This window comes from Thalassovita sp., from assembly GCF_965218685.1.
In the GTDB taxonomy this organism is placed as follows: Bacteria; Pseudomonadota; Alphaproteobacteria; order Rhodobacterales; family Rhodobacteraceae; genus Thalassobius.
This window is the reverse complement of the sequence record NZ_OZ244657.1, coordinates 3,081,042-3,097,668: the sequence shown is the minus strand read 5'-3', so window position 1 is coordinate 3,097,668 and position 16,627 is coordinate 3,081,042. Positions and strand designations below refer to the sequence as shown.

18 protein-coding genes are annotated in these 16,627 nt (G+C 59.6%); all 18 read left to right on the top strand.

Translation table 11 applies throughout. The features are described 5' to 3' along the window. Nucleotides 1–2: 2 nt before the first annotated feature. The 18 genes from ACOQOQ_RS15285 to ACOQOQ_RS15200 all read left to right on the top strand — a co-directional run bounded on the left by ACOQOQ_RS15285 (nucleotide 3) and on the right by ACOQOQ_RS15200 (nucleotide 16,611). On the top strand, nucleotides 3–305 hold the full coding sequence (locus ACOQOQ_RS15285) for a hypothetical protein (protein ID WP_420567846.1): 303 nt from the start codon (nucleotides 3–5) through the stop codon (nucleotides 303–305). Further along, nucleotides 305–853: a head-tail connector protein gene (locus ACOQOQ_RS15280; protein ID WP_420567845.1), complete on the top strand. Its 549-nt coding sequence runs from the start codon at nucleotides 305–307 to the stop codon at nucleotides 851–853. The genes ACOQOQ_RS15285 and ACOQOQ_RS15280 overlap by 1 nt, the downstream gene beginning before the upstream one ends. Beyond that, complete coding sequence (locus tag ACOQOQ_RS15275) at nucleotides 853–1,209, top strand: phage head closure protein (protein WP_420567844.1); 357 nt, start codon at nucleotides 853–855, stop codon at nucleotides 1,207–1,209. Before ACOQOQ_RS15280 ends, ACOQOQ_RS15275 begins: the two co-directional genes overlap by 1 nt. Further along, complete coding sequence (locus ACOQOQ_RS15270) at nucleotides 1,206–1,595, top strand: HK97-gp10 family putative phage morphogenesis protein (RefSeq protein WP_420567843.1); 390 nt, start codon at nucleotides 1,206–1,208, stop codon at nucleotides 1,593–1,595. Before ACOQOQ_RS15275 ends, ACOQOQ_RS15270 begins: the two co-directional genes overlap by 4 nt. Further along, nucleotides 1,592–2,011 carry a tail completion protein gp17 gene (gene gp17 / locus ACOQOQ_RS15265; protein ID WP_420567842.1) on the top strand — a complete coding sequence of 140 codons (420 nt, stop codon included), beginning with the start codon at nucleotides 1,592–1,594 and terminating at the stop codon, nucleotides 2,009–2,011. The genes ACOQOQ_RS15270 and gp17 overlap by 4 nt, the downstream gene beginning before the upstream one ends. 1 nt (nucleotide 2,012) lies before the next feature. After that, complete coding sequence (locus ACOQOQ_RS15260) at nucleotides 2,013–2,429, top strand: phage tail protein (RefSeq protein ID WP_224826286.1); 417 nt, start codon at nucleotides 2,013–2,015, stop codon at nucleotides 2,427–2,429. A 47-nt stretch (nucleotides 2,430–2,476) separates the two neighbouring features. Beyond that, entirely contained in the window at nucleotides 2,477–2,812 is a 336-nt protein-coding gene (locus ACOQOQ_RS15255; RefSeq protein WP_420567841.1) for a hypothetical protein, read from the top strand. Nucleotides 2,813–2,936: 124 nt separating this feature from the next. Next, a complete protein-coding gene (locus ACOQOQ_RS15250) occupies nucleotides 2,937–6,296 on the top strand; it encodes a tape measure protein (protein WP_420567840.1) in 3,360 nt (1,119 codons plus the stop codon). Further along, nucleotides 6,296–6,661: a phage tail protein gene (locus ACOQOQ_RS15245; RefSeq protein ID WP_420567839.1), complete on the top strand. Its 366-nt coding sequence runs from the start codon at nucleotides 6,296–6,298 to the stop codon at nucleotides 6,659–6,661. Before ACOQOQ_RS15250 ends, ACOQOQ_RS15245 begins: the two co-directional genes overlap by 1 nt. Next, the gene (locus ACOQOQ_RS15240) at nucleotides 6,661–7,425 is read left to right on the top strand and encodes a phage minor tail protein L (protein WP_420567838.1); all 765 of its coding nucleotides are present in this window, start codon (nucleotides 6,661–6,663) and stop codon (nucleotides 7,423–7,425) included. Before ACOQOQ_RS15245 ends, ACOQOQ_RS15240 begins: the two co-directional genes overlap by 1 nt. A 1-nt stretch (nucleotide 7,426) precedes the next feature. After that, entirely contained in the window at nucleotides 7,427–8,209 is a 783-nt protein-coding gene (locus tag ACOQOQ_RS15235) for a C40 family peptidase (protein WP_420567837.1), read from the top strand. A 1-nt stretch (nucleotide 8,210) separates the two neighbouring features. Beyond that, nucleotides 8,211–8,807 (top strand): tail assembly protein, encoded by a 597-nt coding sequence (locus ACOQOQ_RS15230; RefSeq protein ID WP_420567836.1) that lies wholly within the window; start codon nucleotides 8,211–8,213, stop codon nucleotides 8,805–8,807. After that, on the top strand, nucleotides 8,800–13,725 hold the full coding sequence (gene gpJ, locus ACOQOQ_RS15225; protein ID WP_420567835.1) for a TipJ family phage tail tip protein: 4,926 nt from the start codon (nucleotides 8,800–8,802) through the stop codon (nucleotides 13,723–13,725). The genes ACOQOQ_RS15230 and gpJ overlap by 8 nt, the downstream gene beginning before the upstream one ends. A 4-nt stretch (nucleotides 13,726–13,729) precedes the next feature. Next, nucleotides 13,730–14,110, top strand: a complete 381-nt coding sequence (locus ACOQOQ_RS15220) for a tail fiber assembly protein (protein ID WP_420567834.1) — start codon at nucleotides 13,730–13,732, stop codon at nucleotides 14,108–14,110. Nucleotides 14,111–14,124: 14 nt separating this feature from the next. Further along, entirely contained in the window at nucleotides 14,125–15,300 is a 1,176-nt protein-coding gene (locus ACOQOQ_RS15215) for a hypothetical protein (RefSeq protein WP_420567833.1), read from the top strand. Between the two features lie 10 nt (nucleotides 15,301–15,310). Beyond that, nucleotides 15,311–15,901, top strand: a complete 591-nt coding sequence (locus ACOQOQ_RS15210; RefSeq protein ID WP_420567832.1) for a hypothetical protein — start codon at nucleotides 15,311–15,313, stop codon at nucleotides 15,899–15,901. Nucleotides 15,902–16,012: 111 nt separating this feature from the next. After that, nucleotides 16,013–16,324: a hypothetical protein gene (locus tag ACOQOQ_RS15205; RefSeq protein ID WP_420567831.1), complete on the top strand. Its 312-nt coding sequence runs from the start codon at nucleotides 16,013–16,015 to the stop codon at nucleotides 16,322–16,324. After that, a complete protein-coding gene (locus tag ACOQOQ_RS15200) occupies nucleotides 16,321–16,611 on the top strand; it encodes a hypothetical protein (RefSeq protein ID WP_420567830.1) in 291 nt (96 codons plus the stop codon). The genes ACOQOQ_RS15205 and ACOQOQ_RS15200 overlap by 4 nt, the downstream gene beginning before the upstream one ends. Nucleotides 16,612–16,627: the final 16 nt, after the last annotated feature.

Below are 16,627 nucleotides of genomic sequence, written 5' to 3'. Positions count from 1 at the left end.
AGATGATCAAGCCAATCTTACCGTTCCGCGCTGTCGTGCCGGGTTCGGCATATCCGAAGGAATTCACGGTCGAAGACGAATTCGAGGTGGATTCTGTCGAGGCGGAAGCCGCACTGAACTTGGGTTGCCTGAGCGATGAAGACCGCGTCGAGGTCAGTGAGGCGCTGGGTTTGGGCGAAGACCAAACCGGCGCCGAAGCGGAAGCCAAAGCCAAGGCCGAAGCGGAAGCCAAAGCCAAGGCCGAAGCGGAAGCCAAGGCCAAAGGCGCAGCACCTGAAAACAAAGCGGGCGGAGCAAAAGACTGATGCGCCCGTTTCGAGTGGAAGCGCCGCAGGGCGCTTTGGTTCCCTTGGAAGAACTGCGACAGCAGGTCCGTGTGGATACCGATGAACAGGACAGCTTGATCGAGGCCTATGAACGGTCTGCGGTCGACTTCCTCGATGGCTACACCGGTCGGTTGGGCCGTTGCATCCTGCGCCAGAAATGGGCGCTTCCGCTCGTTGGTAATCCTGAAGCGGTATTTCTGCCGTTCCCTGATTGCCGGGAATTTGCAATCGAACGGCTTGATGCTCAAGGCGCTTGGGCGCAAGTCGACGGTGTCACTGTGACCCAGATGGAAGACTATGCGCTGCTGGTGGACCTGCCCGGCGATCAAACCGGCCTGCACCTGACATGCTGGGCGGGCTGGACAGCTGCCGACGATGTGCCCGAAAATCTGAAACAGGCGGTTCGGCTGTTGGTGGCGCATTGGTTCGACCCGGAAGCTGACAGAAATGCGCGGAGAATTTCGCCTGGCGGGTTGCCGAATTCCGTTGCGGCGATGATCCAGCCGCTTGTGCATGTGTTCGTCTGATGCGCGCAGAAAAATTCAACACGCGCGTGACTTTCGAAGAGAAGGTCAAAGTGCCCAATGGCGGCGGCGGTCACGCTGTCGATTGGCGGGAAATGCTGGGCGCGGACTTGGGTAAACGGTGGGCCGCGGTCTGGCCGGTTGCGCAGCACAAGTCCGACGAAGAGGCCACCGCGTCACATGTCAGCAATGCGCCAGACTACAAGCTGACGGTTCGTACCGATCGCGGCACCCGCACTGTGAAATCTGACTGGCGCGTCATGATCGACGGCCAGCCTTTTGCCATCAAATCCGTTGCCCGCCCCGACCGCGCGCGCGGCACCATCACCATGATCATCCAGGAAGGTCAGCCGACATGAGCCGTTTGAAAGGGGTCACAAAGGCCCGCGCGCGCGCCCGTCAGCTTCCTGACATCCTCGATCAAAAGGCCGTGGCCGCGGTTTCCGACACGGTCGATGAAGTTCACCAGGCGGGCCGCGCGAACATTGACAGCATGGTCAAGCGCCGCAGCGGTCTTTTGCGCCGGCGCTATCGCAAAGCCGTGCGAAAGCAGACGAAAACCGGGAAGGTTGGCTACATCACCAAATCTGCGCAGCGCGCCGCTTTCTATGCGCGGTTTGTGCATGACGGGACCAAATTTGTGACCGCGCGCCCGTTTCATGATTTGGCTGTGGCCCAGACTGAAGGCGCATATGTTCGCCGCATGCGCCGCGCTTTGGGTTCCACCATCCGGGGCCGCAAATGACCGTCGCACAGCGTTGGGCGTTGCAGCAGGCCGTCTATGCCCAGTTGGTCGCGCAGCTGGCCGGTCAGGGCGTCGATGGTGCGGATGTGCCGGTCTTTGACCACGTCCCGTCTAATCCGCCCCGGCTGCATGTGCGCATCGACGGCTTTGGCGTCATTCCCGGTTCGGCCTCGAACGGGCGCCGTGCCCGTCACGATTTTTCCGTGCATGTCTTCGATGACAACACCGGCACCGACACCGGCGCGGGCACGGCAGAGATTGCGCGGCTTCAGCCCATCGTGGTTGTCGCGCTTGAGGATTGGTCCCCGTTAGTTGGCGCGACGGGGATCACGCATATCAGCAGCAACAGCGCCGCAGACGAAGACCCGTTGACCCAGCATGGGGTCAGCCGGTTCTCAACCCACATAGGAGTGTGACATGGGCACAGCAGTGAAAGGCAAGGATCTTCTGATCCACATCCACGATGGCGGCGATCCGGGCGGCATGGTGGAAGTTCCCTATCAGGGGGACGCAACCTACAATCCGGGCAAATCGTCCAATATTTCGGTCACCAAAAACGGCAAACACCCGTATCAGACCGAAGAGGGCGCGACGATCACCTTTTCGTTCGAAAAAGAACGCCCTGCGTTGGCGGTTCATACCCGCCTGCGGACGCTGTCGCAGACCGGCGATGCTGTCGCTGTCGAATACAAAGACAGCAATTCCGGCGGCGAATCCTATTCCGGCAATGCCGTCATCACCCTGGGTGAAGAGGAAAGCGGCGTCGAAGGCGTCATCAAGACCAACGTGACCATCGCCTTTGTGGACGATCCGGTCATCGGGAACGTCGCCTGATGGCGGGTGGCGTTGTCCAGGTCACCCTTGGGGGGGCTTCATACCATATGAAGCCCTCCTACGGGTCGATGCGCGATATTGAGACGCGCACCGATTTCACCATCACCGAACTGTTGGAACTGGTGATCGCGCAGCGCCTCAAAATCCAAGAGGCCGCTTTGGTCATCTGGTTTGCCTGTCAGGCGGCAGGCGAAGGCTTCGATAGCATCGAGGCCGTTGGCGATGTGCTATTCGAAGAGAAGCTGACCAGCCCTGCCTTGCGCAAATCGCTGTCTCAGTTTCTGCTGAACTGCCTTTACGCCCCGGCAGAGGCAAAAAAAAAGTTCGAAGACGAGGTGGCCCCACTCCTGACGGCAGACCTCGATCAGAACGCGACTGGTTAGAAACCACATTTTCCTTTGCGGTCGTTTACCTCGAATGGCCCCCATCTGATTTCTGGCGGGCCACGCCATTTGAGTTCTGGCCCGCTCAGCAAATGCACCTGAAGAAAGTCAAGGCACAGTCCAAATGACAACCGAACGTCTGGTCACAGAATATACAGCTGACACGCGGAACTTCCGCCGTGGCGCACGGGTCTATGACCAGACCTTGGCGCGTCAGGAACGGCTGACCAATGACCGCCTGTCCCGCATCGATCGACGTTGGGAACGGTCGACCCGGTCAATCCTGAACACGCGCACAGCGCTGGTTGGTCTGACAGGGTATGTGGGTGGCGCGGCGCTCAGCCAGCTGCGTAACTATGCCGAACAGTGGCGTGATGTCGAACGTCGCTTGCAGTCTATTGGTGTGACATCGGCGGATGCTCAACGTGATCTGGTCGACCTCGCAATCCGAACCCGCAGTTCAGTGGGCGGCACAGCGGCTGCGGTGCAGCGGATGGCGAAGTCGACCGGCGATGGAATTGAGATCACCACGCGCCGCGTAGAAACCCTGCAAAAGCTATTGGCTGCTGGTGGCGCGAGTGGTTCTGAACGTGCTTCGGTTTCGTTGCAATTGGGTCAGGCCTTGCAATCCGGTGTCCTGTCTGGTGATGAATTCCGGTCCATTCGGGAAAATGCGCCGGTCGAATTCCTTGATGCATTGGCGAAGGCTGCGGGCATCACCCGACAAGAACTGAAGGGTTTTGCAGAAGACCAGAAGCTGACATCGGACATCGTGTTGCGCGCGCTGGATGGGCTGGCCTCGACCGCCGATGAAAAGTTCGGCGCGTTGGCCATATCGGGGGAAGAAGCATTCAGCGTCTTGACGACTGGGCTTGTCGCATACGTTGGGAACGTCGACAAATCTCTGGGCGCAACTTCCACATTAAATTCCGCCATGTCTTTCCTTGGAGAGTATATGGCAGGCGTTGGCGAAGGTGCCGAAACAATGGCATCGGCCATCAAGGTGGCTGGGGCAGTTGCAATTGCCACTGCGGGCAGTCGTGGTTTCGGAGCTTTGAGCAAGGCCTTGCGGGAGTCCTCTGAAGCCCGCCGTCTAACCGTATCTGCAGCACAAGCCGAAAGCCGTGCCAGCCGTCAAGCAGTGATCGATGCACAAACGGAACTGGCTGCGAAGCGAGCCATTCGCCGCGAACGGGAACTGGATCATCAGCGTCAGGTCTTTAGTGATCGGGCCACAACGCAGTCAGCCAAGCGCCGCCGCGCCGCCATTATCGCGGAAGAACAAGCGTTGAGCCGCCTGCAGGTCGCCCAAGCTCGTGCAACAGCCAGTTCCGCAGCCCTTGCCGCCGCGCAGAAGAACCTTGCAATTGCGGCTAGGGCTACGGCTGCAGGGCTGCGTGTCATCAACGGGGTCATGGCTTTCTTTGGCGGGCCAATCGGTTTGGCGATCACAAGTTTAACCTTGTTTGTGGCGTTACTTTCGCAGGTGAAATCCCCTGTCGAGCGTTTGGACGGCGCACTGTCTTCGCTGTCTGCCACAATGGGAAAATTGGAAGGCGTAAATACAACCCTGGCGTCGGACTATGCCGCGTTGGAGCGGGCGCAAGATGACTTGGCAGATGCAACACGTCGCGGAGGTGATGCAGCAGTCGACGCTGCCACGCGCGACGTGGCGGCAATCAATACACGTATCCGTGCCAATGAAAAACTGCGCAGAGAATTGGCGGTTCAAGCGCGCCTTCGCTTGGCCGATGCTCAGCAAGCACACCAGCAAATGCTTGACCAGTTGGCTCGTGATGCGAGGCAAGCACAACTGGAACAATTGGCGAATGCGCCCGATACCCGCAGATTTTTTGGTAAACCGATTGCCGACGCTCAATATCTGGAAGAATTCAATCGCATTCAGCGCCAAAGCCGCGGGGAACTTCTGGAATGGATTGATGCTGAGCATGAGCGCGCGCGCACAATGGCAGAGAGCGGCGCGGCAACGGAGGATTTAACGGAGTTACAAAGATTCTTGATTGAAGAATTGGGGGCATCTGAACTTCAGGTTGAACAGCTTTCGGCGGAACTTGAAGCCTTGGTGGCTCCTGCTGCTGTTGCGTCAGCAGCGATTGATGCAACGGCGGCGTCCGCAAATAACTTGGCCGCGTCCGCGGCAAACGCACAGGCGGGTATCGCGGGCCTTATCGCGGCAATTCCCCACTTGCGTGAAGCGCAGCGAGTAGAAAGCGCCTTGGCAGAAGCGCGCAGCAATCGTGACGCCGCCTTGGCAGGGCTTGGTCCGCAGGATCTATGGGGGCCGGGAGATTTCGCACGGGCATCGGAGATCAATGAACTTTTCAACACGGCGACATCAGAAATCGACGGGACCGCTCAAGCTATTCGTGACGCTGACAAGGCATTGGACGAATACACTGATCGGGCACATTTGGATAGCTTGTCAGCCCGCGAACAAGCCATCATTCGTGAACGCCGCGCATATGATGAATTACGCGCTTCTCTGGTTGAAACAGGGGCTACAGAGGAAGAACTGCGCCGCGCCGAGTTGGCCCATAATCAAAATCTTCAGACCATCGAAAACCGCTTTAAGGAGCGTGGCCGCGGTGGCGGTGGTGGTCGTTCGCGTGGTGGTTCTGCCCGCGAAGCCGAACGTGACCTCGCCGCCGCCCGCGAACTTTTGGTCGAGAATGGTCAGAAAGCGCTTTACATCGAACAGGAGTTGAATGCCGAACGTCAGCGCTTGCTGGAATTGCTGCCCGCCCTGATTGACCTGGGCCTGTCACGGGCAGATGCTGAAGCCGTCATCAACTCTGAACTGGAACGCACTGAAGAGCGCCTGAAGCGGGTCAAGACGGCCAGCGAAGAGGCCGCAGAGTCATTTGCCAAGGGTATCCTTGCCGACATTCGCCATGCCGACAGTCTGGGCGATGCCATTGGACGCATTGCCGACAGGCTGCTGGACCTGGCGCTGGACCCGGTCTTTGATTTCCTGGCGCAACAGTTTGCCAGCTTGGCCACCGGCGGCGGTGGTGGTGGGCTGCTGGGTCAGATTTTCGGGTTTCTGTTCAGTGCGAACGGCAATGCCTTCAACAGTGCGGGTGTGGTGCCTTTTGCCCGCGGTGGTGTGGTCGACCGGCCAACGCTGTTCAGTTTCGCGGGCAACCGCAAAGGGGTGATGGGTGAAGCCGGACCAGAGGCCATCTTGCCCCTGAGCCGCGGTAAGAATGGCAAGCTGGGCGTGGTCGCAGAACTACCCACGACGCCATCAATGCCGGCCGGTTCAATGCAGGCAAATTCGACCTTCAGTTGGACCGGCGACATGGTCATCCAGTCGAACAGCGACGAACCGCAAGAGGTCGGGCGCGAAGCCACGGAACAGATGCGCGCCATGTTCAATCAGATGTTCAGCAAACAGCTGGGTGATGCGATGCGCGGTGGTGGCGTTCTGAATTCGACCTATCAGAAAAAGGCAGGTGCCTGATGCCCGCACCCATTTTCACCCCAGCTTATGAGCCGACGCTTTCCGGGTATTCGGATGAAAAGGCCGCAAAGGTCCGACGTGCCGAGTTTGAAGGGGGCTATTCGCAGCGGTCCCGTGTTGGCCCGAACGCCCTGGGCCGCACTGTTCCGGTTCAATGGGAAGTGCCCGACAGCGTGAAGACCTATATTGACGGGTTTTTCGAAGCCCGCGGCGGGTCTGAGGCCTTCCAGTATCAACTGCCCTGGGACGGGACCGCCAAGCTTTGGACTGCTGAGGCGTGGACCGTTGTGCCTATCGGCAAGCGCGGCGTGGAAACCATGTGGCGCCTATCCGCAACCCTTCGCCAAGAGTTCGATATTCTCTGATGGAACAGTTTGTTGACCCTATCCGCGAAGAGTTGGAGGGCTTTGCGGTTGATGATGTCGTGGAACTGTTCACGGTCGATGCCAGCCGCATCGGCGGTGCGCAGTATCTCTTCGCGCCTACATCGGTGCAGGCGTCGGATGGTTCCTATGTTGCGCCGACCTTTGGCGGCAACACCTACATGGTCATTCCATTTGAATCTGAAGGCTGGGATTTCGCGGCGGGCGGGACGCTGCCGCAGCCGACCATCCGCTTCATGATGGCCCGCGAAGATGGCGATAGCTTGACCATCGCCAGCTATCTGCTGTCCCTGCTGTCATCGCTGGATGACATGCTGGGCGCGAAGGTGCTGCGCATCCAGACCCTGCGCAAGTTCCTTGACGATGGGGCGGAGCCGAACCCGCAGGCGCATATGGGGATCGAGGTCTACACCGTCGCGCGGAAATCGAACCAGACACCGGATTTTGTCGAATTCCAGCTGCAGTCCGCGCTGGACATGGAAGATGTCTTTCTGCCCCGGCGGCAGGTGTTGAACTATTGCCAGTGGGCCTATCGGCGCGCGCTGAGCGATGGCACGTTCGACTATTCCGATGCCACATGCCCCTATGTCGGCAGTTCATATTTCGACGCCAATGGCGATGTGGTCGCAGACCCGAAACTGGATCGATGCGGGCGGCGGCTGGCCGATTGCAAGCTACGCTTTGGTGAGAATGCCAAGCTGCCCTATGGCGGGTTTCCGGGCGCTGGAAAGCTGCGGACGGGCTGACATGGTTTACCATCCTGATTTCTTTCGCCGCCCGGCCAAGCCTTTCACCCGCCGTGTGCTGCGGCAGGCTGCAAAACATGCTTGTGCAGAGGCCCCCAATGAAGCCTGCGGGCTGGTCTGTGATGGCCGGTATGTGCCCTGCACCAATATGGCTGAAGACCCGATGCAGGAATTCGTCATTGCGCCGGATGAACTGGCCGAAGCCTACGCCAGCGGAACGCTTGAAGGCATTATCCATTCGCATCCGGGCGGGCCGTGGCGGCCGTCGCGCGCCGATATGGCGGGGCAAATAGAAACCGGGGTGCCGTGGGCCATTCTGGTGCCGGGTGAAGACGATGCGCAGCTGGCCTGCTGGTGGGGTGCGCAGCGCCCGCCAGTGATGACAAAACAGGGGCTGCATGTGCCGCGCGCGTTTCTGCATGGCGTCAGCGACTGCTATTCGCTGTGTCAGGATTTCTACCGGGAAACCGCCGGTCTGGACCTGCCCGACATTGCCCGCGATTGGGAATGGTGGCTGGACCCGGATCTGCACGGCAACCTCTATGTCGACAATCTTTCGGCACAGGGGTTCGAGGTCATCGCAACTGACCCGCAGACCTATGCTGAACTGGCCCGGCCGGGGGACGCTTATCTGATGGCGATCCGCTCAAAAGTGCCGAACCACGCGGGCATCTATCTGGGCGACGGGTTGCTGCTGGAACACATGCACGGCAACCTGTCACACCGGGAACCGATTGCCCGGAAACTGAAACACATCACCCACTGGCTTCGGCATAGGGGCTGACATGATCCGCACAATTCATCTTCACGGCGCGCTTGGCAAACGGTTCGGGCGCGAAATCCAGCTTGCTGTCGACACGCCAGCAGAGGCGGTGCGCGCGCTTTGCACCATGCTGAAGGGTTTCGAAGCGCACGTCACCGAACGCTACTATCAGGTGTTTCGGGGATCGAGGCGCGCCGGGATCGATCTGGACCCGCAGGAACTGCATGCGCGGTTTGCGGATGCAGAAACCGAACTGCATATCGTGCCGCGCGCTGCTGGTGCCAAGCGGCAAGGTCTGGGCAAGATCATTCTGGGCGGTCTTCTGATTGCCGCGTCATTCGTCATTCCCGGTGGCTGGGCCATCGCAGGCACAGCCATTTCCGGCATCGTCGCGCAAGCCGGTGTGGCTATGGTGCTGGGCGGCGTGTCGCAGATGCTGGCCCCGCAGCGGGCGTCTGACTATGAGAACCGCGACCAGCCACAATCTGAACTGTTCAGCAGCGCCACAAACGTGACCACGCCCGGTGTCGCGGTGCCAGTCATCGTGGGCGAATGCGAAGTCGGGTCGGTGGTCGTTTCTGCCGCCATCCATGTAGAGGACCGCGCCACCGATGCTTGATGACATCAAACCCGTTTCCGGTCGCAAGGGTGGCAAGGGCGGTGGATCGAGCCGCACCCCCTATGAGGCCCCGGACAACCTTCTGACGGATTCCACCGCCTATCTGATTGATGTGGTGTCCGAAGGGGAAATCGAAGGCTGGGCAGATGCGGACAACCCCGGCACCTGCATCTATTTCGATGACACGCCGCTGCAAAACGCCGATGGGTCATTCAACTTCGAGGGCGTTGAATATTGGCTGCGCACTGGGACACCTGATCAAGAGCCGGTGCCCGGCTTCAGTGCTGTCGAAAATGAAGTCGGTGTCAGCGTCGTTGTGGAGCAGCAGCAGCCTGTGGCGCGTAGCATCACAGCAACGGATGTGGACGCAGTGCGGGTCAAGGTGGGTGTGGCTTCACTGTCCACGCTGAACACCGAAAACGGTGATCTGACCGAAGCCACCGTTGATTTCGCCATCGAAATGCAGGCCGGTGCCGGTGGTTGGGAAGCAGTCGGTACCCACACCATCAATGGTAAGACCACGTCCGGCTATCAACGCGCTTACAGGGTCGAATTGCCTGAAGTGCGGCCTGTCTCAATCCGGGTGCGCCGGATCACTGAGGATTCCGACAGCAGCAACATCCAAGATGATCTGTATTTCATTTCCTACACGGAAGTGATCGACGCCAAGCTGCGCTATCCCGACACTGCCTATGTGGCGCTTGCCGTCCCCGCATCGGCGTTCGGTGGCCGCGTTCCGCGCCGTTCCTATCGCTTAAAGGGCGTCAAATGCTGGGTGCCCAGCAATTATGACCCGGTCGCGCGCACCTATGATGAAAGCACCATCTGGGATGGCACTTTCATCCGTGCCTTCACCAGCAACCCCGCTTTCCTGACCTACACCGTTCTGATCGAAGACCGGTGGGGATTGGGTGAACGCATAGCGCCTGAACTGGTCGACAAGTGGCGCATCTATCAGATCGGCAAATATTGCGATGAACTGGTTCCCGATGGTCAGGATGGCATGGAACCGCGTTTCACCATGAATGGGGTGATGAACACCCGCGAAGCGGCCTATCAGGTCATCACTCAGCTGTCTGCGGCGTTCCGTGGTGTGACCTATTGGGGCGCTGGTGCTGTTGTGCCGGTGCAGGACGCGCCTGCGGACCCGGTCAAAATTGTAACCAATGCCAATGTTGTCGACGGCGCATTCAACTATGCGGGCACGGGCCTGAGCGCGCGCAAGACGGCTGTGGTGGCCAGCTACCGGCACCCCGATGATCATTTCAAGGTCAAGGCGGGGTTGGTCTTCGAAGATCACGATGCCATCCAGCGCTATGGACGGCGACAGATCGACACCACATTGGCCTTCACATCCAGCCGGGGCGAAGCGCTGCGCACCGCCAAGTGGATCGTGGACACCAACCTGACCAGTCAGGAAACCGTCAGCTATCAGGCGGGTTTTGATCACGCGGCCATTCGGCCTGGCGACAAGCTTCTGATTTCGGACAAGCACCGCATTGGGTTCCGTGTCGGTGGACGCATCACTGGTGTGGCTGGCGACAGGCTTTCCGTCACGCTGGATGCGCCGGTGTCGATCGAGGCGGGCGAAAGCTATCAGCTGCTGATTGCAACCGATGTCGGGGAATACCTGACCGTCAATGTGGACACCGATCCGGGCGACGGTATCACTGACCTTGGGCTGGTGTCCGCGCTGCCTGTCAATGTGATGCCGGGTGCTGTCTTTGTATTGAGCGCGACCGATATGGAGCCGCGGCTGTTTCGTGTGGTGTCGAACACGCCCGAAAAGCATCTGTTCAACATCGTGGCGCTGGAAGACGATGCCGATAAATATGCGCGCGTAGAACAGGGTATTTTCACCAGCGACGATGCCCCGTTCATCATCCCGGCCAATGATCCACTGTCGCCCCCTGAAGGGTTGACCGCCCAAGCCTTTGTTCGTCCTGATCCGGGGTCGCTGTCCAAGCTGCGCATTTTGGCAAGCTGGTCATCGTCGCTAAGCCCGTTGGTGACCAATTATATCGTTCATATCAAAGAGCCGGATGCGCCATGGCGAAAGGTAGGAGAGACGGCGGAAGCCAGTTTTGAGATTATCCCGCGTAGCGATGCGCTTGGCGAATATCGCGTCCGCGTCCGCGCTGTCAGCATTCTGGGAGAGAAGTCCCCATTCTCTGTCGCCACCCTTCAGGTCGATGACGTTCACCCGCATCCGCCCGCGCCGGATGCATGGGTTGGAACGCCGCGCCCCGGTGCCGTGCTGTTGGCGGGACCAGCCAGCGCCGCGCCGGATTTCCGGTTCTTTGAGATTTACGCGGCCACGTCCGCCGACCCGGCGCTGGTTCATATCGCAGATGTCACAGCGCCAAACCTTGTGCGCGTTGTGCCGCCCGGTGATCCATATTCGCGCTACAAGGTGCGCGAACGCAATTGGGCCGGTTTGGCGGGCGATTACAGCGACTGGATTGCAGTGCTGCCAGACCCCGTTGGGCCGGACGGCCTTGCCCCGGAAGTCTGGACCGCCATTGCTGAAGACGCGACCGGCATCACCAACAGCTTGCTGGGTGATTTTCAGACGGATGTGATTGATCCGATTGTGGCCAGCTTCCCGGCATTGGTGGATGGGTCGATCAACACCTTCGATGCGACCGTGGTGGACCCGATCCGGCAGGCTATCCCGGAAATCGAAGCCGAAATCACCGCTATCGACTATGATCTTGAACTGGTCGAAGTGGGTCAGCGCAGTCTGGACACGGCGTTGGCGCAGATCAGCGATCATGTCCTTTGGGCGCTGTTGCATCAGTCCCAGACCGATAGCCTGATCCGTGATGCGGGTGTCTATGTGGACCCTGACGATGGTCTGGTGCGGATTTCGGCAGTGGAATCGGTGCGCGATGATCTGGGTGCGCGCGTCTCGGAAGCGGAAATCAAGGTGGATGCGCAGGCCGCAGCCATAACCCTGCGCGCGACCTATTCCGATGTTGAAGGCATGCTGGCAGCGGCACAACTGAATGAGGTCGATTTCACCGCCTTTGAGAACCTCAACCTGCGGGTGTCCACGGCGGAAGCCGACATCAATGCGCTGGAAGGATCGATCACGCTGAAGGCTGACACCACCGTGGTGCAGGGACTGGACGCGCGCCTATCAACTGCTGAGGTCGATATTGATGGGCTGGAACAGGCGATCACCCTGAAGGTGGACAATACGGAATTCACTGATGTGGAAACCCGCCTGTCCACGGCAGAGGTGCAACTGACCACGCTGGACGGTCCGGCCATCACCCAGACTGTGGCGGATGTGCGCTATCTGACCGATAGCGTTGCGGCGGCGGATGCGGCCAATCTTGAGGCGCTGCTGGACATCTATCGCAACCGTGATGCCCTGCGCGAAGATTTGGCCTACGCGACCCAAGACATGCGCGCCTTGGTGGATGAAGACCGCGAAGCCATCGCGGAACTGAACCAATCCTTGGGCGCAGTGATTGACGGCAACTCGGCCCTGATCGGGATCGAGCGCACCGCGCGGGCCGATGCGGATGGGGCGCTTGCCACAAGTATCACCGCTTTGGAAGCGCGCGCCGGGAACAGCGAAGCGGCCATCACGGAATTGAACCGGGTCGAGGCTGACAGTGGGTCAGCGAATGCCCGTGCGCTGCATCAGGTCCAGTTGGATGTTGAGGGGGCGACGGATGATGCTGCGGCCAACGCATTCGCCATCAGTGGCCTGACAACACGGGTCACGGATGCCGAAGGCGATCTGACAGCGCAATCGCAGCAATTGACCGACTTGTCATCGCGGGTCACGGACGCGGAAACCGATGTGTCCGGCAATGCGACGGCCATTTCCGGGCTTTCCACGCGGGTGACGGATGCAGAGGGCGTTCTGTCTTCGCATGGTCAGGACTTGACCCAACTGGATGCCCGGATCGGAACAGCTGAAGGCGACATCAGCGGCAATGCCACAGCGCTGACCCAACTGGATGCCCGCGTCACCGATGCGGAAGGCGACATCACGTCCCAAGCGCAGCAGTTGACCAACCTGTCATCGCAGTTGACCGATGCGGAAGGTGACATCACCGGCAATGCCACGGCGATCAGCGGCCTGACCACGCGCGTGACCGATGCGGAAGGTGACATCACTTCACAGGCAGGGCAGATCACATCGCTTTCGACCACGGTGGGTGGGCACACCGCAACCATCAATCAGCATTCGCAGTCCATCAATGGGATGGAGTTGGAACACACCATCCAGTTGGACAACAACGGGCACATTTCCGGGCTGGTGCTGCGGTCGCAACTGGATGATGCGGGCGCGGCGGTCTCTGAGGCGGCGTTTCTGGCTGACAAGTTCGCCATCGTCGGGCCGGGTGACAATCCGGTCTCGCCTTTCGTGGTCTATACGTCCGACACCAATGTCGATGGCGTTCTGGTGCCCGCCGGGGTCTATATGCAGGACGCAACCATCCGGCGCGCCTCAATTGGCACGTTGGAAATCGCAGGCAATGCTGTCACTGGCACGGTTCGCGCGTTTAGCAACCCTTGGCCAAACCTTATCGACGTTACGTCCACAGCGCAGGTCGATTTGATTTCAGTCACATTGGAACGGATTAGTGGGTATTCAACCGATATTCATTTTTCATGCAATTTCGACGCTTGGGGCAATGCTGTCCCCGCACTTCAAGTGCATCGAAGCACCGATGGCGGAAACACATGGCAGCAAATTCGATACTATGCTGCTGGTAGCAGCATCGGCGGTCGCCAAACCTTGGCAACATTCAGCACAGTCGATTTCAACACGGGGTCGGGTCAGACCATTTACAAGGTCACGGCGTCGAAGATCGATCCTTCCCTAACTGGCGGTTACGACGCGAATTGTCGCTTCTTCCGCCTCTACGTCAGCGCAACCCAGTTCAAAAGGTAGGACGATGTTCGCAATCGTGAACGGTGACGGCACGGTCGATAAGGTCGTGTCTGGATCGGCTGTGCAAGCGCAACAGCAATGCGCAGAGGGGCAGGCATGCCATGGGCTGTCTGAAGCACAGGCCGAATTGGTCATGTCGGTCCCATGTGCCCTTCTTGATGGGAAAATTGTTCCTGTCGATCTGGACAACGATGCAGAGGAACAGGCCCGCAGCGCCCGCCTTACGCGCGATCAACTTCTTTCCGCTTGTGACTGGACGCAGGCTCCAGACGCACCGGTCAACACTGCCGCATGGGCAGCCTATCGCCAAGCCTTGCGCGATCTGCCGTCGCAACCCGGCTTTCCATCCAACATCAACTGGCCGGTTCGGCCTGAAGAAACCTGAAGAGAGGACAAAGAATGGCACTTTATTCGACCGGGACGGTCACAGTCACAAATGGGTCCACCACGGTGCAGGGCAGCGGAACCGCATGGTTCGGGGCCTTGCAGGCGGGCTGGATGTTCATTGGCCCGGACGGGCGCACCATTGGCATCGCGGATGTGGTCGATAACGACACTCTGACGTTGACCAAGCCCTATCTGGGGTCCAGCGCGTCCGGGCAGCAATACGAATGTTTCCCGACCATGTCGCTGGCCGGTGATCTGGCCACCGCGTTTCAGGGGATCAGCGCTGATTTCCAAGGAATGATTGACGGCGTGGGCGAAGGAAAGTTTCCGGATGGCAGTGCCGCTGTGCCGGGGGTTCGGTTTGAATCTGACACAGATACGGGCGTCCGCCGGGTATCGTCCAACAAAGGCGCGCTCGTTGCAGGCGGCAATGATGTTCTGACGTTCGCGTCCAGTGGGATTTCCGGCACCGGGGTGCAAACGAACGGGGCGGACGCTGCGGCCAAGGTTCTGAAGGCCGGGGCCGCGAACCTGCTGCTGGATGATGGAACCGCCTTGACGGTGGAAAACGCGACGGGCACCAACAGTCTGGACGCGCTGCGCAAAAGCGGCTTCTGGCGCTACTTGTCGGATACTGTCGGTGCGCCCTCTTCAACCGGCCTTGCCCTGCATTTGTGCCGTTTGGGAGGGATCGAGAGCGCCGGGCGGCACATCCAGATTGCGTTCAGCCATTCCGGCCCGATCTATCATCGCTATATGAACGACAGCGCAGGGGGATGGTCGGGTTGGTCATCTGTGTTGAGCAGTGATCTGATCGGCCAGCTTCCCGAACTGCGCCTGAACGGCAGCGCCATCGGTGGCGGGATGATTGCTGTTGCCAATGACGGCGTTGCCACCATCACCCCGCCCCGTAAGGGCGGGTTCTTACTGCTGACAGATGGTGGCGCATCGGATTATCCGCAACAACGGACATCTGCTTTCATCTATTTCGATGTCGGCAATTCGCTTGTCGCGGAAATGTCGGGCGGGTTCACCACCACAGGCTTGGATGTCGATGTGACCCACACGGTTGACCCGACTGGAACGTCTGGAACCGCTGGCCGCGTTCTGGTGGCAGCGGTTGCCAATGCCATCAAGATCGAAAACCGGTCTGGCAGCACAAAAACCTTCAACGCCACTTTCCTCTAAGGATAGCCCCATGACAATCACAGCCAAACCCACCGAATTCGCCGGTCAATGGACCGTCTCTGAGACCAAGGAAGACAGCGCCCCGTTCGAAATGACGGTGTCTGGTGCATCGTCAGAGGCCGATGCAATCGCTTTGTTCAATGAGGCTATGGCCGGTCTGGCCGATCCGGTGCCAACCCATGCCCAGCTACGCACCACGGCGCTTCAACGGGTCGATCAGGAACATGCAGCCTTCATGCGTCACCTGACAGGCGACGCGACGATTGAAGAGCGCGACACATGGAAGACCAAGGAAGAGGCTGCGCGGGCCGTGCTTGCTGATGCAGCAACGCCCGGCCAGCAAGCCATGTTGGCGCTGGAAGCCGAAGGGCGCGGCGAAGAGGTTGCCACGCTGGCTGCAACCATCGTGGCCAAGGCCGATGGGTTCGCCATGCTGATCGGTTTGGCGTCCAAGCTGCGGGCCAAAGCGCGCGCGTCGATCACTCAGGCAACCGATGACACTGTGCCTGTTGCGGATGTTTCTGCCGCGCTGGACGCGGTGTTCACGGCACTTGGCGCGCAGGTGCAGACCGCCATTGCCGAGTGGCAGGCCGCGTCCTGACGCGCAGGCAATACGCTCTTTTGGGCTGAGCCAAAACCGGGCCGGGCGGTCACATAACAAAATACCCCGGCGGTGAAGCGAACCACCCACTGAATGGAGATGAGCGGGACAATGGAAGATCAGACAAGTTTGGCGGCGCTGTTTGCCAACATGAAAGAGCAAATGGCCTTGCTGGCCTTCTCTGGCATCGGTGGGGCGTTCTTCCGCGCGGTGCTGGCCCCGGAAGAACAATGGAAGCGCCGCGTGGTGCAGGGCATCAGTGGTGCGCTGTCCGCGATCTTTCTGGGCGGTGTGCTGGCCCATGTCATCGACGCGATGACGGGCGCGGGGCTGTTGTCCTATCTGGCCGCAGGCTTCCTGATGGGGTCTGGCGGTGAATTGGCCGTGAAGGCCATGCAAGACAGACTGATGGTGAAGAAATGAACTTCCTTTTGGTTGCTGACAACATCGTGTCATCGGTGCTGGTCATCATCTGTTGGTGGCTGGCGCATCAGAATTCGGGCGGGCGTGAGCCGTTCAAGCGGTCCATCGCCACGGGCTACAGTCTTTTGGCCATGGCCGTTCTGGCCTCCATGCTGGTTCACAACTTCGCAGATCTGCAATGGCTGGTGCCCTATGCGGAACTGGCAGCGCGCATGGTGTTGGCCCTGACCCTTGGGGCTGTCGCCACCCGTCTGGCATGGCTCTATTCGCCGCCGCCAAATCACTGATCAACCCGAACACCTG